General features: G+C 63.7%; 17 protein-coding genes. 8 read left to right on the forward strand and 9 right to left on the reverse strand.

Annotated elements, in window-relative coordinates:
- Window positions 1-23 precede the first annotated feature (23 nt).
- The 6 genes from RHPLAN_RS36760 to RHPLAN_RS36785 all read left to right on the forward strand — a co-directional run bounded on the left by RHPLAN_RS36760 (window position 24) and on the right by RHPLAN_RS36785 (window position 7,567).
- Window positions 24-1,124, forward strand: coding sequence for an oligogalacturonate lyase family protein (locus tag RHPLAN_RS36760; protein WP_068029608.1), 1,101 nt, complete (start codon window positions 24-26; stop codon window positions 1,122-1,124).
- A 55-nt stretch (window positions 1,125-1,179) separates the two neighbouring features.
- Window positions 1,180-1,956 carry a D-glutamate cyclase family protein gene (locus RHPLAN_RS36765; protein WP_068029610.1) on the forward strand — a complete coding sequence of 259 codons (777 nt, stop codon included), beginning with the start codon at window positions 1,180-1,182 and terminating at the stop codon, window positions 1,954-1,956.
- A 170-nt stretch (window positions 1,957-2,126) separates the two neighbouring features.
- On the forward strand, window positions 2,127-4,193 hold the full coding sequence (locus tag RHPLAN_RS36770; protein WP_198164640.1) for a hydantoinase/oxoprolinase family protein: 2,067 nt from the start codon (window positions 2,127-2,129) through the stop codon (window positions 4,191-4,193).
- A gap of 2 nt (window positions 4,194-4,195) precedes the next feature.
- Complete coding sequence (locus tag RHPLAN_RS36775) at window positions 4,196-6,121, forward strand: hydantoinase B/oxoprolinase family protein (RefSeq protein ID WP_084246296.1); 1,926 nt, start codon at window positions 4,196-4,198, stop codon at window positions 6,119-6,121.
- A 310-nt stretch (window positions 6,122-6,431) separates the two neighbouring features.
- On the forward strand, window positions 6,432-7,022 hold the full coding sequence (locus tag RHPLAN_RS36780) for a response regulator (protein WP_198164641.1): 591 nt from the start codon (window positions 6,432-6,434) through the stop codon (window positions 7,020-7,022).
- A 5-nt stretch (window positions 7,023-7,027) separates the two neighbouring features.
- Window positions 7,028-7,567 (forward strand): hypothetical protein, encoded by a 540-nt coding sequence (locus RHPLAN_RS36785; protein ID WP_068029619.1) that lies wholly within the window; start codon window positions 7,028-7,030, stop codon window positions 7,565-7,567.
- Window positions 7,568-7,665: 98 nt separating this feature from the next.
- Here RHPLAN_RS36785 and RHPLAN_RS36790 read toward each other — a convergent pair whose 3' ends face one another.
- The 9 genes from RHPLAN_RS36790 to RHPLAN_RS36830 form a co-directional block, all read right to left on the reverse strand.
- A complete protein-coding gene (locus tag RHPLAN_RS36790) occupies window positions 7,666-8,088 on the reverse strand; it encodes a hypothetical protein (protein WP_068029624.1) in 423 nt (140 codons plus the stop codon).
- A 246-nt stretch (window positions 8,089-8,334) separates the two neighbouring features.
- Window positions 8,335-8,724: a response regulator gene (locus tag RHPLAN_RS36795; RefSeq protein ID WP_068029627.1), complete on the reverse strand. Its 390-nt coding sequence runs from the start codon at window positions 8,722-8,724 to the stop codon at window positions 8,335-8,337.
- A gap of 56 nt (window positions 8,725-8,780) precedes the next feature.
- Window positions 8,781-11,057: a chemotaxis protein CheA gene (locus tag RHPLAN_RS36800; RefSeq protein ID WP_068029631.1), complete on the reverse strand. Its 2,277-nt coding sequence runs from the start codon at window positions 11,055-11,057 to the stop codon at window positions 8,781-8,783.
- Between the two features lie 35 nt (window positions 11,058-11,092).
- Window positions 11,093-11,455 (reverse strand): response regulator, encoded by a 363-nt coding sequence (locus tag RHPLAN_RS40715; RefSeq protein WP_068032432.1) that lies wholly within the window; start codon window positions 11,453-11,455, stop codon window positions 11,093-11,095.
- A gap of 412 nt (window positions 11,456-11,867) precedes the next feature.
- Window positions 11,868-12,962, reverse strand: coding sequence for a protein-glutamate methylesterase/protein-glutamine glutaminase (locus tag RHPLAN_RS36810; protein ID WP_068029633.1), 1,095 nt, complete (start codon window positions 12,960-12,962; stop codon window positions 11,868-11,870).
- Window positions 12,962-13,627, reverse strand: a complete 666-nt coding sequence (locus tag RHPLAN_RS36815; protein WP_157100720.1) for a chemoreceptor glutamine deamidase CheD — start codon at window positions 13,625-13,627, stop codon at window positions 12,962-12,964. The genes RHPLAN_RS36810 and RHPLAN_RS36815 overlap by 1 nt, the downstream gene beginning before the upstream one ends.
- Window positions 13,624-14,517: a CheR family methyltransferase gene (locus RHPLAN_RS36820; protein WP_084246298.1), complete on the reverse strand. Its 894-nt coding sequence runs from the start codon at window positions 14,515-14,517 to the stop codon at window positions 13,624-13,626. Before RHPLAN_RS36820 ends, RHPLAN_RS36815 begins: the two co-directional genes overlap by 4 nt.
- Before the next feature lie 217 nt (window positions 14,518-14,734).
- On the reverse strand, window positions 14,735-17,152 hold the full coding sequence (locus RHPLAN_RS36825) for a methyl-accepting chemotaxis protein (protein WP_068029638.1): 2,418 nt from the start codon (window positions 17,150-17,152) through the stop codon (window positions 14,735-14,737).
- Between the two features lie 76 nt (window positions 17,153-17,228).
- Complete coding sequence (locus RHPLAN_RS36830; protein ID WP_068029640.1) at window positions 17,229-17,771, reverse strand: chemotaxis protein CheW; 543 nt, start codon at window positions 17,769-17,771, stop codon at window positions 17,229-17,231.
- 448 nt (window positions 17,772-18,219) lie between these two features.
- Here RHPLAN_RS36830 and RHPLAN_RS36835 point away from each other — a divergent pair, with 448 nt between their 5' ends.
- Together RHPLAN_RS36835 and RHPLAN_RS36840 are read left to right on the forward strand one after the other, a co-directional pair.
- Window positions 18,220-18,876, forward strand: coding sequence for a DUF2336 domain-containing protein (locus RHPLAN_RS36835; protein WP_084246300.1), 657 nt, complete (start codon window positions 18,220-18,222; stop codon window positions 18,874-18,876).
- Between the two features lie 349 nt (window positions 18,877-19,225).
- The gene (locus RHPLAN_RS36840) at window positions 19,226-20,050 is read left to right on the forward strand and encodes a flagellin N-terminal helical domain-containing protein (protein ID WP_068029647.1); all 825 of its coding nucleotides are present in this window, start codon (window positions 19,226-19,228) and stop codon (window positions 20,048-20,050) included.
- The last annotated feature ends 163 nt before the right edge of the window (window positions 20,051-20,213 follow it).

A 20,213-nucleotide genomic window follows, 5' to 3' on the forward strand; every position in this document is an offset into this window, starting at 1 on the left:
CGCCGCATTTTCCGGACCAGACTGTGAGCAAAGGCGCCCATTTTCCGAAAGAAAGCCGCGAGAGCACCGACCCGCAATCGGGGCGGCGCATCCGGCAGGTGACGAATCATCCGTCGATCCATCACCATCCGTTCTTCTTCGTGCCGGCCTACGACCGCGCCATGAAGCGGCTGATCTTCGTGTCGTATCGCACAGGGAAGCCACAGATCTTCTTCGAGGACCGTTCGAGCGGCCAGCTCGTGCAGGTCACCGACCGGGCTGATCTGGCCGACTGGTCGATCATCCCGTCGGGCGATGGGCGCTACGTCTATTACACGGCGGGCACCGGGGGCTTCCGGATCAACCTCGACACCTTCGAGGAAGAGCAGCTTGCCGATTTCGGCGCGGTCGAGATGCGCGAGAAGGGCATGGTCGGCGCCGCGATGGGCACGACGGCGCTGTCTGCCAGCGGAAAGTGGTGGGCGGTGCCGGTCAAGGCCGGTCCGGTGACGCGGTTCATGCTGATCGACACCGAGAGGAAAACCTCGTCGGTGATCATCGAGCGCGACACCATCGGGCATCCGCAGTTCTGCCCCGACGACGAGGACCTGATCCTCTACGCCGGGCCGATGACCGACCGTGTCTGGGTGACGGACCGCAGCGGGCAGAAGAACCGGCGCATCTATCAGCGCGAGAACGACATGCAGTGGGTCACCCATGAGGTGTGGGTGCCGGGCCGCCGCACCGTGGCGTTCGTCGACTGGCCGCGCGGTATGAAGATGGTCGATGTCGACCGCGGCGTGGTGCGCCAGATCACTTATTCGCCGGCCTGGCACGCGGCGCCGGACGATGCCGGCGACACCTTCGTCTGCGACACCAACTTTCCCGATCTCGGGCTGCACACCTTCCACCTCGACGACGATCCGGCCGACGAGGCGCAGCCGCTCTGCGCCAGCGAGGCTTCGTCCGAGGGCAAGCACTGGGCCGAGCCGTTTCCCTACAACAACGGACCGGTCGCGGTCGAAGCCGCGCAGCACACGCATCCGCATCCGCGCTTTGCGCCGGACAATTCGCGCGTGGTGTTCACGTCGGACAGGACCGGCCACGCGCAGATTTACGAAGTCATGCTTGAGGACCGCGCATGACCCCGGAAAGTGGGAACCGGTTTCCGGACCAGGTCATGCGCCAGGAGAAAGCTCGATGACGGGCCCTGCCCTGCTCGAAAGCCAACGCGTTCGCCAGGAGATTCGTGCCGGCCGTATCACCGGCACGAGCCGTGGCCTCGCGCATGGCTTCGTGCAGTGCAATCTCGCCATCCTGCCCAGGGAGTACGCGTTCGACTTCCTGCTCTACTGCCAGCGCAACCAGCGCGCCTGTCCGGTGCTGGAAGTCACTGATCCCGGCAGCGTGACGCCGAAGAAGCTCGCGCCGACCGCCGACCTGCGCACCGACTGCGCGCGCTATGCGATCTACCGCGACGGCGTCCGCACCGAGGATCGCACCGACATCGCTGAACTCTGGTGCGACGATCTCGTCACCTTCCTGATCGGCTCCGGCATCAGCATCGACGGCGCACTGGAGAATGCCGGCGTGCCGACCCACAAGGACCGCTGGGTGCTGCGCACCACCCTGCCGACCGAACCGGCCGGACCGTTTCGCGGCGACATGATCGTGACCATGCGCTGGCTCACCGGTCCGCAGGCGATCACGGCGACGCAGGTGACGTCGCGATTTCCGTTCAACCACGGCGCGCCGATTCATCTCGGCGATCCCGCCGCGATCGGCGCAGACCTCGCAAACCCACTGTTCGGCGGCACGGTGCCGCCGACGCCGCCCGGTATCGTGCCGGCGTTCTGGGCCTGCGGTGTCACGCCGCAAAGCGCCGCCGAGAACGCCAAGTTGCCGTTCTTCATCTCGCATGCGCCCGCACACAGCTTCATCACCGACCTGCCGGCGCAAGCTTTGATGAGTGCGTGAGATGAGGTGGGCAACACATCCTCCGCTGTCATTCCGGGGCGGCCCGCAGGGCCGAACCCGGAATCCAGACAAGGAGGCAGTCCCTGCTGTTCTGGATTCCGGGTTCGCGCGTTCCGCGCGCCCCGGAATGACTCGTGGATAGATTGGAGTAACAACCCGTGAATGCTCCCGTGCGTGATTCCGCCATCCGCCTGTCCGCCGACGTCGGCGGGACCTTTACCGACGTCGCGGCCTTCGACGAGACCACCGGCGCGCTCAGGCTCGGCAAGACGCTGACCACGCCGCAGCGGCTCGTCACCGGCATCGAGAACGGCGTCGGCAAGGCCGGCTCGCGATTCCAGGCGGCGGGGCTGTTCCTTCATGGCACCACGGTCGCGATCAACACCATCCTGGAGCGGAGCGGCGCGCGCTGCGCGCTGCTCACCACGCAGGGCTTCCGCGACATCTACGAGATCGGCCGCGTCAACCGGCCGGAGTCCTACAACCTGTTCTTCGAGAAGCACACGCCGCTGATCGACCGCGATCTGCGTTTCGAGATCATGGAGCGGATGGATGCCCAGGGCGCGGTGCTGATCCCGCTCGACGAGGATCAGGTGCGCAAGACGGTGCGCGAGGCCGTCAAGGATGGCGTGCAGGCGATTGCGATCCTGTTCCTGCATTCCTACCGAAATCCGGCGCACGAGCAGCGCGCCAAACAGATCGTCGAGCAGGAATTCCCGCAGCTGTTCGTCACCGCGTCGCACGAACTGAGCCAGGAGTATCGCGAATACGAGCGCACCTCGACGGCCGCGGCCAATGCCTATGTCGGCCCGCGGGTGCAGCGCTATCTCACCGAGATGGAAGCGCATCTTGGTGACGCAGGCTTCGGCGGCAATTTCCTGATCGTGCAATCGACCGGCGGGCTGTTCGACGTCAACGACGCGCGGCGCTCCTGCATCCGCATGCTGGAGTCAGGTCCCGCCGCGGGCGTGGTCGGCACCAAGGTGCTGTGCGACGCGCTTGGGATGCAAAACGCCATCGCGTTCGACATGGGCGGCACCACTGCGAAGGCCGGCGTGATCCATGAAGGCCACGTGCTGATGACCGGCGCGGCGTTGATCGGCGGCTATGCCACCGGGCTTCCCGTGCAGATGCCGATGATCGACATCCAGGAGGTCGGCACCGGCGGCGGCAGCATCGCCCGTGTCGAGGTCGGCAATGCGTTGCGCGTGGGCCCCGAAAGCGCCGGCGCCTCGCCCGGCCCGGTGTGTTACGGGCTCGGCGGCACCGAACCGACCATCACCGACGCCAATCTCATTCTCGGCCGGCTCGGCGCCGACCGCTTCCTCGGCGGCGAGATGCCGCTAGATCTCGAAGCCGCAAAGAAGGCAATGGCCGAAAAGGTCGCGGACCCGCTCGGCCTCGATCCGGTCAAGGCGGCGGAAGGCATCCTGCGCATCGCGACCACCAAAATGGCGCACGTCGTGCGCTGGGTGACCACCGAGCGCGGGCTCGACGCTGCGGACTTCGCGCTCGTCGCCTATGGCGGCGCGGGGCCGCTCCATGCCGCAGCCGTCGGCCGTGAGCTTTCCATTGCGACCGTGATCATTCCCCGCGCGCCGGGGCACTTCTCGGCCTGCGGCATGCTGGTCGCGGACCTGCGCCGCGACTTCGTCAACACCTGGTTCAAGCCGCTCGCCGATGCGTCGTTCCCGGAGATGGAGACAATCTTCGCCGAGATGGAGCGGCAAGGCCGCGACACCGTCGGCCGCGGCCAAAGCCTGACCGGCGTCGAAGTGCGGCGCTCGGCCGACATGCGCTACGTCGGCCAGGAGCACGCCGTCACGGTCGAGCTGCCGACGGAGCTGTTCCAGAAGCAGGATCGCGCCGGCATCAAGGCGCTGTTCGATGCCGTGCACCAGACGCGCTACGGCTTCTCGGTCGCGCACGAGAAAGCCGAGATCGTGAGCCTGCGCAGCGCCGTCATCGGCCAGCTCCGCAAGCCGCCGTTCGAGCACATCGCCAAGGGCGGCGTGGAACCGGACAAAGAAGCGTTCCGCGGCAAGCGGCCGGTGTATTTCGCCAGCACCGGCTTCGTCGACACACCCACTTATGACCGCCCGGCGCTGAAGGCCGGCAATAGGATCGCGGGACCCGCGCTGATCGAGGAGCATGCCTCGACCACCGTCGTGCATCCCGGCGACAGCGTCGAAATCGACGCGTTCGGCGATCTGGTCATCACGCTTCGGAGAGGCTGATCATGGACGACATCACCAAGACCGCTCCGGCGAGCAAGCCGGCTGCCAAGAAGGCGGCCGATCCGGTCATTACCGAAATCGTCCGCAACAGCCTCGTCGCCGTGACCGAGGAAATGAAGATCAACCTTATGCGCACGGCCTACAACATGATCATCTACGAGGCCCTCGACTTCACGGTCGGCGTGTTCGACGCGCGCGGCAATATCGTGTCGATCGGGCTCGGCCTGCCGATGTTCATCCGCGGCATGAGCGAAACCGTGAAGGCCAAGCTCGAGCACTACGGCGCAGAGAACATCGAGCCCGGCGACATCCTGCTCACCAACGACGCCTACATCACCGGCTCGCACCTCAACCACATGACCTTCACGGCGCCGGTGTTCCACGACGGCGAGCTGGTCGGCTTCTCGTGCTGCATGGCGCACTGGCCGGACGTCGGCGGCACGATCGTCGAGGGCACCACCGACATCTATTCCGAGGGGCTGCAGATGCCCATCGTGAAGATCTATCGCAAGGGCGTGCCGAACGAAGAGCTGATCGACCTGATCAAGATGAACGTCCGCCTGCCCGAACGCGCGATGGGCGATTTCCGGGCCCAGCTCGCCGCGGTGAAGACCGGCGAGAAGCGCTTCGCCGAGATGGTCAAGAAATACGGCCGCGATGACGTGCTGAACGGCATCGAGGCGATCATGGATCAGAGCGAGGCCGCGGCGCGCGCCCGCGTCCGCGCCATGCCGGACGGCGTCTACGAGGCCGAGTCCTTCATGGACGACGACGGCATCAATGTCGGCCAGCGCGTGCCGATCAAGGTGCGCGTCGAGATCAAGGGCGAAAAGATGACCGTCGATCTGTCGGGCGTCTCGACGCAGGTGCAGGGCTTCTACAACTCCGGCAAGACCGCCGGCTATTCCTGCTGCCAGGTGGCGTTCAAGTGCCTCACCTCGTCGCTCGACCTGCCGATCAACGAAGGCCAGTTCCGCGCGCTCGACATCGTGCTGCCGCCGGGCCGTGTGGTCAGCGCCGTGAAGCCCGCCGCGATGCGCATGTGGATGACCTATCCGATGACAATCGTCGACACGATCTTCAAGGCGCTGGCGCCGGCGCTCCCCGAGCAGGTAATCGCCGGCCACCATGCCGACCTTTGCGTCGGCCGTATCAACGGCCGGCGGCCGAAGGACGACAGCTTCTACATCTATCTCGGCGGACTCATCGGCGGCGGCTGGGGCGCCAAATATAACAGCGACGGCCGCAACGCCGTGATCGCGATGAACGACGGCGACACTCACAACGGCCCCTCCGAGCAGGTCGAGGCCAAGTATCCGCTGCTGGTCGAGCGCTATTGCCTGCGGCCGGATTCCGGCGGCGCCGGGCGTTATCGCGGCGGGCTTGGCGCCGAACAGGTGGTGCAGGCGCGGCACCCGATCCGCTTCAGCTCGCTGATGGAGCGGGTGCGCTGCAAGCCCTGGGGCCTGTCCGGGGGCTTAAGCGGCTCGGGCAACGCCGTGGCGCTGCACCGCTTCGGCAAGGACGACGAGACGCAGTTCCCGAGCGGCAAGGCGATGAACCAGGTGCTGCAGCCAGGCGACGCCTACATCCTGCGCTCGGGCGGCGGCGGCGGCTATGGCTCGCCGCTGGAGCGCGATCTCGCTTCGCTCGAACACGATGTACGCTGCGGCTACATCACCAGGGAATCCGCCGAGAAGAACTACGGCGCGGTATTCGTGGCTGATTCGCTGAAGCTAGACATCGCGGCGACGAACGCGCGCCGCGCCGAGATGAAACGGCAGGGCCTGCCCCACGACGAGCCGATCACCGAGATCATCATCCCGTTCCCCGCGGCGGCCCAGCCCCAGGCGCCTGCGCCGGAGCACGCCAAGATGACCGAGGAAGAGCGCGTCGCCTTTGCGATGCAGTGCCGCTGCTGCCGATGAGGATTTGCCTGGGCGAATACTCTTTCACGTTGATCGATAACTTCAATACAACCACCAGCCGGCTGCCGGATCGGTAAAACGGCTTGGAATTCCGTTGGCGGGTTTTCAGCAACAATCTCGTCTTGGAGGCGGCGGCCTGCCTTTCGTGGGCCGCGTTGGCAATTTGTTAACCATACCCGCCCGATGATGACGTCGCAGGGCCCGGGTTCATGCGGAGCCGCACCGACAGCGGCATACCGGCGCGGCGCTCTGCCCATCGCAATGGATGCGGCAGCGCTCGAGCTTCTGCATCTCGCCAGAACGTCTGCTCATGACCGAAAAACAAAAGACCAGCATCAACATCCGAGGTCTGACGTTTCTGATCGCGGACTCGAACGCTTATTTCTCATCGCTCTGCCACAGCATCCTTCGCGGCTTCGGCGCAACGCGCGTCGTCGAGGCGCGCGATGCCGACGATGCGCGCAAGGCGCTGGTTCAACACAAGATCGATCTGCTGCTGTGCGACCAGCGTTTGCCGCCAGGCGGCGGGCTGGAGTTCACGCGCTGGATCCGCTCCGATCCGACCAACGAATTCCGCACCATCCCGATCTTGATCATGACCAGCGACACGCGCTCGACAGTCGTGGCGAACGCGCGCGATTGCGGGGCCAACATGGTGCTGGTGAAGCCGGTATCGCCGGCAAGCCTCTACGATCGGCTGGTCTGGATCGCCTTCAATCCGCGCAAGTTCATCGACTCCAAGGATTACTTCGGGCCTGACCGGCGCTTCAAAATCGAAGGCTATCCCAATGGCGTCGGCCGCCGGGCCGGCGACAAGGCCGTCGATCTCGGCACGGCGACGGGACCCGCGCTGTCGCAAAGCGACATCGACGCCCTTCTCAAAGCCACCAGAAACGGCTGATCACCATGAGCAAGCTCGAGGAAAAAAAGGAAGCCCGGGAATTTCACGTCGAGACCAAGTTCCAGCAATTCGCCAAACGGCCCGGCGGCATCCCCCGCGACCAGGCGATCGTCAACGCACAAACGACGGTTGCGGCGCTGAAGCCGAATTTCGAGACCTGGGTCGATGACGAAATGGCCAAGTTGATGAAGGCCGTTCCGGCGGATGGCGCCGACGTCGCCGACCGCGCATGGATGGACACCGCCGACCTGCATTGTCAGCGGCTCGCCGACGTCTCAGCGACGATGGGCTACGACTTCGTGTCCTATGTGGCGAATAACCTGTGCCTGATGTTCGAAGCCATCAAGCGCGGCGCCGACTATCGGCGCGACGTCATGGTCTGCCATCTCGACGCGTTGACACTGGGGCGCAAGGACAAGTTCGCCAGGATGAAGCCGGAAGACGTTCCGGAGCTGACCGACGGCCTGCGCCGCGTGCTCGAGTCGGCCAAGCTGAAAGCCAAGCAGAATGGTTCGAAGCCCACCCGGCCTGGCTCGAATTCCTGATCCTGGCCCGGCCGCCCAGGCGACCTGGCCAGCCTTACTCCTGTTTGGGCATGATCTCTTCCGAAAACCGCTTCACACTTTTCGGGATCATGCCCTAGCTAGAACACCATCTCATCCGGCATCGGGGCGGGCTCGGGCTGCGCCGCACCAAGGCACGCCAGCAGCCGCCGCTTGACGTCGGTCAGCATGATGCCGGACACGCACTCCTGCTCCCACTGCGCGGTGTCGGCCAGCCGGCCTTCAGCGGAAGCCGCCGCGCAGTGCGTGATCATCTCCTTGATCGCCGAGAATTCCTGATGGAGCCGGTCGAAGTTCTGCAGCTGCTGGATCAGCTCCAAGTCCGCCGCGTTGCCGCGAGACAGAACGGTCTGCGTGACCAAGCCGCTGGCATTTTCAAAGCGGTCCAGCGTCTCGTGGAGGACCGTGGAGACCGCGTTCAGCAGCCGGCCCACGCCTGAGAAATGGTCCGGAACCAGACCATCGATTTCGCCGACACACGAAGCTTCCTGAAGCGCGCTCATTGTTCCCCTGTCGTCTGACGCCTGTTGTTTGTTCTTTGACGCCGACGCAGCTCCCCCGGCGCAACGCCAAAACTAGGCAGCCGCGGTGTGAATAGTCTTAAAACCATCGATGAGAGCGGGGTGCGTGCCGCGCAGTGGTAAACGCCGCGCGTACGCAACCGTGCGGATTTTATCGACCGACGTCCGTAGAGAGATTTTTCACCATGAGCGTCCGGCGCCCGACACTTGTGCCCGGCCGCCTGCCGGTCACGACAGCTTGCCGACGACCGCCTCGACCTTTTCGCGAAGCATTTCGGCGGTGAACGGCTTCACGATGTAGTTGTTCACACCGGCCTGCGCAGCCGAAACCACGAGCGCGTTGTCGCCGCGTCCGGTGACCAGGATGAACGGCAGCTTGCGAACGGCAGGGTGGCCACGCACGGCGCGCAACAGCGCGAGCCCGTCCATTCCCGGCATGTTGAAGTCGGAAATGATCATGTCCAGCGGCTGCGTCGTCGCCTTCTTGAAGGCTTCGTCGCCATTTTCCGCGTCGATGATCAGCCGCACGCCCATTTCCTGCAGTGCGAGACGAGTGACCTCGCGCATGGTGAGCTGGTCATCGACGACAAGGACCTTGAAGGTCATTGCGAGAGGCATGTGTAGAACTCCTGGTCTGAGCGGACCTTATTGTTACGTTTCGATTTGCAGCCGCTTCAGTTGAGTCGGGCTGCGTTCGCTGTTCCATCGGTTGCAGTGGGTAGGAGATTCCGGCCGTCCGCGCAGGTCATGCTGGACAGCATTTCGATATCGAGGATGAAAGCGACGTGTCCGTCGCCCAGAATCGTCGCACCGGCAATGCCCTGCACGCTTCCGCAATTCTCCTCGATGCTCTTGATGACGACCTGCTGGTGGCCGAGCAGTTCGTCGACGATGAGGCCCATCCGGGTTCCATCGCTGGCTTCGGTGATGATCACGACGCCGTTGGTGCGCTCCTGCACGGTCTGATTCATACCCAGCACATCCGCCAGATAGATCAGCGGCACGATATCGCCACGCAGGTTGAGCGCACCGGCCGCGCCGATCACGCGATGGATTTCGTCCTGACCGGGCCGCAGGCATTCCACGATGTTGGGGATCGGCAGCACGTAGGTCTGCTTCGCGACCTCGACCACCAGCCCGTCCATGACGGCCAGCGTCAATGGCAGCGACAGCTGAATGACCGTACCGCGGCCGAACTCGGATTTGATGGTGGTGCGGCCGCCGAGATCCTGAATGTTGCGGCGAACCACGTCCATGCCGACACCGCGGCCCGAAATGTCGGAAACGGTTTCTGCGGTGGAGAAGCCCGGCAGGAAGATCAGGTTGCAGATCTCGTCGTCGGTCAGAACCGCGTTGGGATCGACCAGACCCTTTTCCCTGGCTTTCTTCAGGACGCGTTCGCAATTGATACCGCCGCCGTCGTCGGAGATTTCGATGACGATGCGGCCGCCGCGCTGCTCGGCCGACATCCGGATCGTGCCCTCCTCGTGCTTGCCTTTGGCCATGCGGTCGGCCGGCGTCTCGATGCCATGATCGATCGAGTTCCGGATGATGTGGGTCAGCGGATCGCTGAGCCGCTCGATGATGGTCTTGTCGACCTCGGTCGTCTCACCGACCATCTCGATCTGAACCTTCTTGCCGGTCTTGGCGGACAGCTCGCGCACGAGACGCGGCATCCGCTGGAACACCGAGCTCACCGGCTGCGCGCGGATCGCCATCACGCTGTCCTTGAGGCCGCGGGTGTGACGGACCAGATCGGACAGGATGTTGGACACGCGAGCGCTGGTCTGCTCCGGCAGCTCGTCGACGACCTGATGCAGCATCGCCTGCGCGATGACGAGCTCGCCGACCATGTTCACCACGCGGTCGATCTTTTCCAGCTCGACGCGGATGGTGACCGAGGACGCCTGCTTCGCAGCCGCGCCGCGCGGCTCCTTGCCGTTGGCGGGCACAGCCTGAGCCAGCGGAGTGGCTTCCTGCTGTGGTGGCGGTGCCTCCGCAGCCACCGGCGCGGAAACTATGGGCGCGGGAGCCATCGGCGCAGGAACTATGGGCGCCGGAACTATGGGCGCAGGAGCGGCAGCAACCGGCGCCGGAGCAGCCACTGGTGCCGGTTTCGCAGCGGGCTCCGGAGCAATCGGCACCACTTCTACGGCAGGCTCCGCGGCACCGGGGGTCAGATCGGACAGAACGAATTCGCAATCGGCCGCGACCGGCGCGAAGATCGATTCGATCTCGGCGCGCGGCGAGGTGGTTTCGAGCGTGCCGTTCCAGCTCAAGTGCAAGCTGTCGTGCTCGAGCTCCGCCAGCGGTGGAAGCCCGGACGTGTCGGCGAACAGATCGAGCTTGCCCATCGAACGCAGCACGTTGAGCAGGAAGCCCGGATCGATGTTCTTCTTGAAGATATCGGGCTTCGGCCGGAACGCGATCGAGTAGACGTGCACCTGATCGGTCTGCGGCGCGTCGTCAAAGTTGTCGGCCTTGACCACCGTGAAGCTGAATTCCTCGGTCTCCTGCTTGGGCGCCGCAGCGGCGGCTTGTGCAGGCTTCTTGGCGGTTTCGCTGCCGCCGCTCAGCAGCGCGTTGAGCGAATGCCGCACGTCACCGCCGAAGCCGGGCGCGACAGGGTCGCCCTTGCGGGCCATGTCGACCAGATCGGCGAGCGTGTCATTGGCGCGCAGCAGCACGTCGACGACATCCGGACTCGTCGCCAGGTTGCCTTTGCGGACCTCGTCCATGACGGTCTCGAACACATGGGCGAATTCGATCAGTTCGGAGAAGCCGAAGACGCCGGCGCCGCCTTTGATCGAGTGGACCGCGCGAAAGATGGCGTGGACGGTGTCCTCGGTGGTGGTACCTTCGCGAATATCCGCGAGCCCGCCCTCCAGATTCTGAAGGAGCTCGTTGCATTCTTCGAAAAACGTGATCTTGAGTTGTTCGAACCCAGACATGGATCAATCCCGATTGTTTCAGTCGTTACTCAAGGTCAGGCGGCGACTTTTCGAAGCACGTCGACCAATCCCGTCGGATTGAACGGCTTGATGATGAAGCCGGTCGCACCGAGCTTGCGGGCCCGCTCTTTCTTTTCCTGGTCGCTTTCGGTGGTCAGCACCAGGATCGGCAGATCGTCGTATTCCGGCCGCTCCCGCATGTGCTGGATGACGCCGTAGCCGTCGAGCTTCGGCATGTTGATGTCGGTGATGACCACGTCGACCGTTTCGCGACCCAGCACGTCGAGCCCGTCGAGGCCATCGACCGCCTGAAGCACCTCGAAGCCGCTGTTCGACAGCGTCAGCATCAGCATGTCGCGCATCGTCTTGGAGTCATCGATGGTCAGAATGCGCTTCATGGGGAGCGGCTCGGGATCCGGCTCAGCGGCGGCGGCCGGCGGCTCGACCGTTGCGGCCGCCGCTGGCGCGGCTTCCGGTTCCTCTGCCGGCGGCTGATCGGCACCGGTCGCTGCGGCTTCGCTCTCCCAGGAAATGCCGTGGTCGGTGAAGGCCGCGATGAACACCGGCGATGGCGAAAGCACCGACACCTTGGACTGAGACCGGATCGCCGCCAGCACGATCTGAACGCCCGGGAGCGACATCACCTCGACGCCGGAAGCGTCGAGGCATAGCGGCTCGCCCGAAGCAAGCTTGCCTTTCAGCTCGCCCAACAGGGCCTGGCCCGCGTCCAAGTCCAAAATCTGCCGGAGCTTGATGGTTCGATCTTGCTTCATGGTTCAATCACCCTGGGTATCGTCAATAGGCCCTTGATCAGCGGGAGAGAGTCTTGCGGCCTGCTTCGGCCGCAGCATCTTGAGCGCCTGCGCCGTCGCTGCAGGCCGACAGGATCGAAGCCGCCATGCGGTCGAGCGAGACCTGCTTCATCACCGCGCCGCGTTCGAACGCTGCGCGCGGCATGCCGTAGATCAGCGATGACTTCTCGTCCTGGCCGAGCGTCACGGCGCCGGCCTGGCGCATTTCGAGCAGACCCTGCGCACCATCCTTGCCCATGCCGGTGAGGATCGCTCCGACTGCCTTGCGGCCGACCACCTTGGCGGCCGAGCCGAACAGCACGTCGACCGACGGACGGTGGCCCGAGACCGGCGGATCGAGATTGAGCTGGCACACATAGCGGTTGAGCTTGCGAACGATCTCGAGGTGATGCGAACCCGGCGCAATGTAGACGTGGCCCTGTTGCACCGGCTGGTCGTTCGCCGCCTCGACGACCGTCATCGCGCACATGTTGTTAAGGCGCGCCGCGAACGAAGACGTGAAGCGCTCCGGCATGTGCTGGGTGATCAGAATCGGCGGACAATCCTCGGGGAAGCCGAGCAGGAGCTTCAACAGCGCCTCGACGCCGCCGGTCGACGCACCGACGAAGACGACCTTGTCGGTCGGCCCAAGCGATTTCGGACGGCTGACCGGCTTCTGCTCCTCCTGCACGGTCTCGGGACGCGCGTAGACCTTGGTGCGCGCCGCTTCCTTGATCTTGGCCTGGAGCTGGCTCGCGAGCATCTCCATGCCCTTGTCGAGCTGCGAGGTCGGCTTGGCGACGAAGTCGACCGCGCCGATCTCCAGCGCCTGGATGGTGACGTCGGCGTTGGCCTGCGTCAGCGTCGAGACCATCACGACCGGCAGCGGATGCAGCGCCATGATCTTGCGCAGGAAGGACAAGCCATCCATTCGCGGCATCTCGACGTCGAGCGTGACGACGTCCGGATTGAGCGACTTGATCATGTCGCGCGCGACATAGGGATCCGGCGCCGCGCCGACGACTTCGATCTCGGGATCGGACGACAGCAGCATCGAAAGGAGCTGTCGGATCAACGACGAGTCGTCGACGATCAAAACACGAATCTTGGCCATTACTTGTCCCCGAATAACGTAATTTCGCCAGCCCGCGACTGGGTCTGTTCAGTTTTGAGATTTCGCAAATACTCGGATTCGTCGTGCGCAATCGGCGTCGCGTCAGTGCGGCCGAGCAGACGACGGACCACCCGGCCGGTGGCCGGGGTGTATTGAATGCGCCGCGGAAAATCACCGCCGAGGTCCTTCGCCGTGCACTTGAGACCTTCATTGGCGAGATAGCGCAGCACGAATTCGGCGTTCTTGGTGCCGACCGCCTGACGGCTCTCGATGACGTTGCCGCCGCCGAACACCTTGATCTCCATGCGTTCGCGTGGACAGCCCGACTTGACGAGTTCGTTGATCAGCTTCTCCATCGCGTAGTTGCCGTAGCGGGCCGACATCACCTCGGAGCCCCATTTGCCGTCATGGTCTTCCGCCAGCATGAAGTGATTCATTCCGCCGAAACCGGTCACCGGATCGCGAATGCACGCCGAGACGCACGACCCCAGCACCGTCACCAGCGTTTCGTCAGGCTTGGACGTGACCTGGTATTCGCCCGGATACACCTTCACCAGCCACGCGCCTGCGGCGGAGTCGAAGAACTTGCGCGCCCCCGTCATCCCCTCTTCCGAACCGCGGCCCCTGATCGCGGGCCGAGCAACCGCGGCGGCAGCGACCGTCACGAATTTCTCCGATAGATGGTACGCCCTGCATGACTCAGGTGGGTATGCGTGCCGAGCAGCGATTCCGAATGGCCGATATAGAGCCAGCCGCCGGGCTTGAGCTGCTCGACGAAGCGGTCGATCAGCGCGGCCTTGGTCGGTCCGTCGAAATAGATCATCACGTTCCGGCAGAAGATCGCGTCGAACAGGCCGCGCATCGGCCAGGGATGCACCATCAGGTTCAGGTGCCGGAAACTGATCAGCGACTTCAACTCACCGCCGATCACGAGTGCAGTGCCGCGGCTGCCCTTTGGCTGGAACAGGCTGCGATAATTTTCCGGAATGTCGTCGATCGACGCGGCGGGATATTCGCCATTGGCGCCCTTCGACAGGACGTCGGTGTCGATGTCGGTGGCGAGAATCTTGACATCGTGACGCTCGACGTCGGGGATCCCGCGACGCAGGACGGCGGCGATCGTGTAGGGCTCCTCGCCAGTCGAGCAGCCCGCCGACCAGATGCGCAGCCGCTGCCCGGGCCGGCTCGATGAGGCCTGCGAGAACGGCAGCGCGACGCGATCGCGCAGATGGTCGAAGTGATGCGACTCGCGGAAGAACTTCGTCAGATTGGTCGAGATCGAGTTGATGAAGCTCTCGATCTCCTGCTCGCCGTCGGGCGAATTGAGATACTCGCGATAGGAGCGGAACGACATCATGCCCAGCGCGCGCAGCCGCCGCGAAAGGCGGCTGTAGATCAGGTTGCGCTTGCTGTCGGACAGCGAGATGCCGGTCCGCTCGCGCGCCAGCGCGACGAGACTGCGGAAATCTGCATCGGAGAACTGGAATTCGCGACCATAAGGTGCGCCCTCGGGACCGAAGTCCAGGGCGTCTTGGTTGGGCTGCGGATTTGCCATCCTTTTTTAGCCTTTGGCGATACGAACGATGTTTGGATTCTTATTCCCAGCTCGACTCCTACGCGCGGAACCGCGAACCGGCCGCATAACCCCGATCCGATCAATCGGGGGTCGGCGACCGACGCAGGACCGTTCACAATACGGCATCGAAAACGCTGATGCCCGAGGCCTGATACCGCTGCGCTTTGTTTTTTGGACTGTGCGCAGCCGCTTCACCTCAGAACTCTTTCCAGTCGTCCGGATCGTCCTTGAGCGCCGTGGCGAGCGCGGATTGCATCCTTCCGACCGGACCGCGACCGTTGGCGCGGTGCGCAGCGGGTGCGGCCTTCGGCGCACGCGCCGGCGGAGCCTTTGCGGCCGGAATCGCCGGCGCTTGAACATGACGCGCAACCGCAACTTCGGTGTCGTCGAGCGTGAAGAAGGCCACGCGCTCGTTCATGGTCGCAGCCTGCTGCTCCAGAGTCTTGGCAGCCGCGGCGTTCTGTTCGACCAGCGCGGAGTTCTGCTGGGTGACCTCGTCCATCTGGTTGAGGGCCTTGTTGACCTGATCGATGCCGTTGGCCTGCTCGGCGCTCGCGCTGGCGATCTCCGACACGATGGACGCCACGCCGTTGATCGACTCGACGATCTCCTTGAGTTGCTGGCCGGCGCGATTGACGAGCTCAACACCGTCCTTGACCTGGCTGGTGCTGTTGTTGATGAGATCCTTGATGTCTTTGGCGGCCTGCGACGAGCGCTGCGCGAGGCTGCGGACTTCGGAGGCGACCACCGCGAAGCCGCGGCCGGCGTCGCCGGCGCGCGCCGCCTCGACCGCCGCGTTGAGCGCCAGCAGGTTGGTCTGCCGCGCGATCTCGTCGATGACGCTGATGATGTCGGAAATCTTGCGCGACGACTCCTCGATGCGGGACATCGCAACGACAGCCTGCGCCACCACCTCGCCGCCGCGATTGGCGACCTCGCGGGTGCTGGACGCGGATTGATTGGCCTGCTGGGCGTTCTCGGCGTTCTTCTTCACGGTGGAGGAAATCTCCTCCATCGAAGCCGAGGTCTGCTCGAGGCTCGCCGCCTGCTCCTCGGTGCGCTGCGACAGGTCGGTCGTGCCGCCGGAGATTTCCGCTGCAGCACCCGCCACCTCGCCGGTGCCCGCCTTGATCTGGGACACGATGGTGGTGAGCTTCTCCGCCATGGCGTTGGCGTCGTCCTTGAGCTGCCCGAAGGTGCCCTGATAATCGGCGTGGATGCGCTTGGTGAGGTCGCCCGAAGCGAGCGCGCTCAGCACGGATACGAGGTCGTTCAACACGGTCGAGGTGGTCTCGCACAGCGAGTTCACCGAGTTGGACAGGTTGAGCATGAAGCCCTTCTTGCCCTCGACCGCGATCCGATTGCCGAAGTCGCCCGCCACGGCCGCGGCAACGATCTCCGAGACCTCGGTCTCGATCGCCTTCTCGGCGGTCTCGTCCTTCCAGTCGACGAGATAGCCAAGCCGCGTGCCGTTCTTGTCGATGACCGGCGTCGCGACCAACTGGAATTTGCGGGGGCCGACCGTGATGTGCGTTTCGTAGCTGCTCGTCAGTTTGTCCAGCACGCCGCGCTGATGCGCCGGATTTTTGTGGAAGATGTCCATGTTGGCGCCGAGCAGCTTGCTGGCGTCAAATTGCGGCAGCCCCTTGCGCAGATCGGCTTCCGCCTCGTGCGCCATGGCCACCATCGCCTTGTTCATGTAGCTGATGTTGTAGTTCTCATCGGCCATCATCACGTTCGACGCGATGTTGTCGAGCGCGGTCTTGATGCGGAAGTTGACCACCTTCTCGGCGATCGAATCCTTGAAGATATCGGTCGCTCTGGCGATATCGCCGATCTCGTCCTGACGCGCCGTGAACGGCACGTCGACGACACGGTCATGCGTCAGCTCGACCAGCACGTCCGACATCTTGCGCAGCGGACGGGCGATCGACATCGCGCCGAACACCGCCGAACCCAGCATCATCAGCACGACGATGCCGCCGATCACCAGGCCGATGTTTTGCGCGGAGGTCGCAGCGGCTTCGGCGTTGGCGATCTCTTGTCCAGCGGTCTCCTTGGCACTGTCCGCCGCCTTGTCGATCGCCTCGTTCAGCTTTCCGGCCAGCGGAGTGATGCGCTCCCGTGCGACGCGCGAAGCCTCTTCATCCGCTGTGACAAGGCGCACCGAGCCAACATCCAGACCCATGACCTTGGACCGGATCCCGGCGACCTGCTTGGCCACCGCCGCGTATTCGTCAAGCAACGCGGCCGCCTTCTCCAGACGCTCGCGATTTTCCGCGATGCGCACCTTGGGAATGCTGTCTTTTATCAGCTTGTTCGCCAGGTTTTGCTGCTCTTCGATGCCCTTCACTGCGGCATCGATATCGACGCTTTCCTGCGCAAGCCGGATGTCGCGCACGCGGATGGCCATGATCCGGATCGCGGAGCGGGCATCGCTCATGTCGAGCGCGAGGGCCTGCTGCGTGGTTGCCGACTCGGTGGCGCTCTTGATGGTCGACTGACCATAGATCGAATTGGCGATCATGCCGACGACCAGCATCACGCCGATGCCCTGCATCACGGCGAGCTTGGCGCCTATTCGAAGATTGAGCTTGGACTTGAGTGCGAACATCGGAAGGACCTTCTCGCAAACGCGTCGGCCGGGCGGCCTGCGCAGATTTCTTCTACGGCTTTAGAAACTTGCGATCCTAGTGAGCGGCAGCTTTGGCTTCAGCCGCGACGGGCTGAGAAACCAGATTGGACAGTTCGATCAGCGCGATCATCGAGCTCTCGACGGTCACGATGCCGGATAGGAAGTCGAGGCGGGCGCTCTGCGCCACCTTGGGGACGGATTTGATCTTGGCGGTGTCGATCGAGATGATGTCCGACACGCGGTCGGCCAGCAGACCGACAAGCTGATGCTCGATCTGCACGATGATGATGACGTGCAGCGGGGTCGCTTCCGTGAGGCCCTGACCGAAACGGCAGCGCAGATCGATGATCGGCACGATGACGCCGCGCAGATTCAGCACGCCGCGGACATATTCGGGCTGCTTCGGCAGGTGGGTGATCTCGGTCCATTCCTTGATCTCGCGCACCGCCATGATGTCGACGCCATATTGGTCGTCGCCGATCGCGAAGCTGATGAACTGCACGAGGTTGTCGCTCGCGGCAGCGGCGCCGTCCTGGCCGAACGTCGCCTGGGCTGGATGCGCGCCACGGGCGGCATTCGAAACGGATGGTTGGGTCATGGAGAGCGCCTCTTGAGCCGCGGGACGTCCGCACGCCTCCCGCGGAGCCCCCGGCGGTCGCGGCTATGCCGCGCCCGGCGTCCACGCTCGGACCACGAACGAGGTTAATGAACTAGTTTAGAAACGTTAATGTCGCGTTAATGTCTGCGTTGATCTCAGGGCACACAGAAATACTTGGCCGGAGGCCGTCGGGCGCCAAGTTATTCAACAGCTATACTTGGGAGATAACAGAATTATACAAATCAGATCTTATTGCCGACCGAACCGCGACACGGTGCTGCCCGCTTTGCGCACCCGGTAACCGTCGGGAAGGGATTTCAACTGCACAATCAAGCTGACACATGCTCCTGGCGAGGCGCATGGCGTGGGATCGGCGCGATTCTAAAAGACCAGCCGGCCCACGGTGGTAGCTTTTAGGTCGAGGCAGACACTTCGGAACGATGGTGCAATGAACTCAAATGACTCTTTGATTACGGAAATCAAAGAAGTACTCGACGGCGGCTCGCCGTCGCGGCGCGAAGCCATATTGCACGAATTGACCGAGCTGTTTCTCGATGGCGCTGCGCGCTACTCGAACGAGCAGATCGCGGTGTTCGATGACGTACTTCTCACCGTGGTCGAGCACGTCGATCGCGAGGCACTGGCTGAGCTCGGCAGGCGGCTCGCGTCCTGCGCCAAAGCTCCGCCGGCCTTGCTGCGCAAACTGGCGTCTCATCTCGACATCAGAATCTCAGCCCCTCTGCTCAAAGAAGCCGTCGCACTGAACGACGATGACATCGCGACCATCGCGGCCACGGCGAGCCACAATCATCTTCAGGTCATCGCGAGCCGCGACAGCATCGGCGAAAAAGTCACCGATGCTTTGATCAATCGCGGCGACGTTGACGCCATGCTCAAGTTCGCACCGAACGAGCAGGCCCGCATTTCTCACATCGGATTCGTCAAGCTGATCAATGCCGCCAAGCGCGAACACTCGCTGACCGAGATCGTCGCGTCCCGCACCGATTTGCCCGACGAACTGAAGCCGTTCATCGCCATGCTGCGTCGCTCGTCCGAACCGGCTCAAGCGGACGCACCGGCCGCCGCGGTCGCCGCCGCAGGCTAGCAATTCCAGCACCTGTCGCGATTGGCTGCCGCATGTGTTGCGGCTGTTCGCTGCTGCCATTCGCATTGGATGCATTAAGCAAGGCAAAGACATCGCGCTAAATTTTCAGCGTGAAGAAATCGTAAGAGGCACGCGGCCGAGCCACACTCTCGCCACGGCTTTTGCCCAGCAAAATCAACAATTGGGATTTTAGAATCGGTTGCGAACCTGTCAGCCGCGACCGCCATCGCCGACGGAATGCAGAATTCGTTAACCACGTTTCTTAGCCAAATATTACTTGGTTAAGGTTAAAACGCAGCCCGATCCAGATGGGATCGCAGTATCGAGTGTCTCCAGAAAGGGCATTGCTATGTCTAGCGATATCGTGCTTACGGCCGGCGTTCGGGCCAATCTTCTTCAGCTGCAGAAGACTTCGGACCTGATCACCGCCACTCAGACCAAGCTTGCCACCGGCAAGCGCGTCAACACCGCCCTCGACAATCCGGTCAACTACTTCACCGCGCAGGGCCTGCAGAACCGCGCCGGCGACTTGAGCAACCTGCTCGACTCGATGTCCAGCGCGTTCAACACCATCCAGGCCGCCAACAACGGCATCACCTCGATCACCAAGCTGGTGCAGTCCGCCCAGGCGCTCGTGTCTCAGGCGCAGCAGACCTCCGACACCACGGTGCGTGCGGGCCTGGCCTCGCAGTTCGACCAGATCCTGAGCCAGATCACCCAGCTCGCCGGCGACTCGGGCTTCAACGGCATCAACCTGCTTGACAAGACCAACAGCGCGGACCTCACGGTCACGCTGAACGAAAGCGGCACGTCCAGCGTCACGATCGCGGCAGTCGACTTCTCCGCCAACGGTCTTGCGTTGAACAACTCGACCAACAACTGGGGCGGCACGTCGGATATCAGCACGGCGTCGACCGAACTGACCAACGCGCTGATCACGCTCCGCTCGCAGGCCCAAGCCTTCGGCTCGAACCTGACGACCGTGCAGGTCCGCCAGGACTTCACCAAGGCTATGATCAACACGCTGCAATCCGGCGCCGACAGCCTGACGCTCGCCGACTCCAACGAGGAAGGCGCCAACCTCCTCGCCTTGCAGACCCGGCAGCAGCTCTCGACCACCGCTCTGTCGCTCGCGTCACAGGCGAGCCAGGCGGTCCTCCGGCTGTTCCAGTAAGGACCCGCAGCGGTCCGGCCGGTCCGGACCGCTGCCCATCCATAACGACGGACGGCGGCGCTTTGCGCCGCCGTTTTTTTGTGCGCATAGCGCCCACACCAGTTCCGCCAACCATGGCCGGCAACCGGTGGTTTGCCTTGTCAACGCCAGCGTCTCGGCGGAG

It is taken from the genome of Rhodoplanes sp. Z2-YC6860 (genome assembly GCF_001579845.1).
Taxonomy (GTDB): domain Bacteria; phylum Pseudomonadota; class Alphaproteobacteria; order Rhizobiales; family Xanthobacteraceae; genus Z2-YC6860.

Bases quoted from the DNA above. Each gene is read 5' to 3' on its own strand.
- RHPLAN_RS36795 (WP_068029627.1), bottom strand. From the start codon at position 8,724: ATGCCTCTCGCAATGACCTTCAAGGTCCTTGTCGTCGATGACCAGCTC.
- RHPLAN_RS36835 (WP_084246300.1), top strand. From the start codon at position 18,220: ATGAACTCAAATGACTCTTTGATTACGGAAATCAAAGAAGTACTCGAC.
- RHPLAN_RS36830 (WP_068029640.1), bottom strand. From the start codon at position 17,771: ATGACCCAACCATCCGTTTCGAATGCCGCCCGTGGCGCGCATCCAGCC.
- RHPLAN_RS36820 (WP_084246298.1), bottom strand. From the start codon at position 14,517: ATGGCAAATCCGCAGCCCAACCAAGACGCCCTGGACTTCGGTCCCGAG.
- RHPLAN_RS36810 (WP_068029633.1), bottom strand. From the start codon at position 12,962: ATGGCCAAGATTCGTGTTTTGATCGTCGACGACTCGTCGTTGATCCGA.
- RHPLAN_RS36790 (WP_068029624.1), bottom strand. From the start codon at position 8,088: ATGAGCGCGCTTCAGGAAGCTTCGTGTGTCGGCGAAATCGATGGTCTG.
- RHPLAN_RS36785 (WP_068029619.1), top strand. From the start codon at position 7,028: ATGAGCAAGCTCGAGGAAAAAAAGGAAGCCCGGGAATTTCACGTCGAG.
- RHPLAN_RS36775 (WP_084246296.1), top strand. From the start codon at position 4,196: ATGGACGACATCACCAAGACCGCTCCGGCGAGCAAGCCGGCTGCCAAG.
- RHPLAN_RS36825 (WP_068029638.1), bottom strand. From the start codon at position 17,152: ATGTTCGCACTCAAGTCCAAGCTCAATCTTCGAATAGGCGCCAAGCTC.
- RHPLAN_RS36765 (WP_068029610.1), top strand. From the start codon at position 1,180: ATGACGGGCCCTGCCCTGCTCGAAAGCCAACGCGTTCGCCAGGAGATT.
- RHPLAN_RS36780 (WP_198164641.1), top strand. From the start codon at position 6,432: ATGACCGAAAAACAAAAGACCAGCATCAACATCCGAGGTCTGACGTTT.
- RHPLAN_RS40715 (WP_068032432.1), bottom strand. From the start codon at position 11,455: ATGAAGCGCATTCTGACCATCGATGACTCCAAGACGATGCGCGACATG.
- RHPLAN_RS36800 (WP_068029631.1), bottom strand. From the start codon at position 11,057: ATGTCTGGGTTCGAACAACTCAAGATCACGTTTTTCGAAGAATGCAAC.
- RHPLAN_RS36840 (WP_068029647.1), top strand. From the start codon at position 19,226: ATGTCTAGCGATATCGTGCTTACGGCCGGCGTTCGGGCCAATCTTCTT.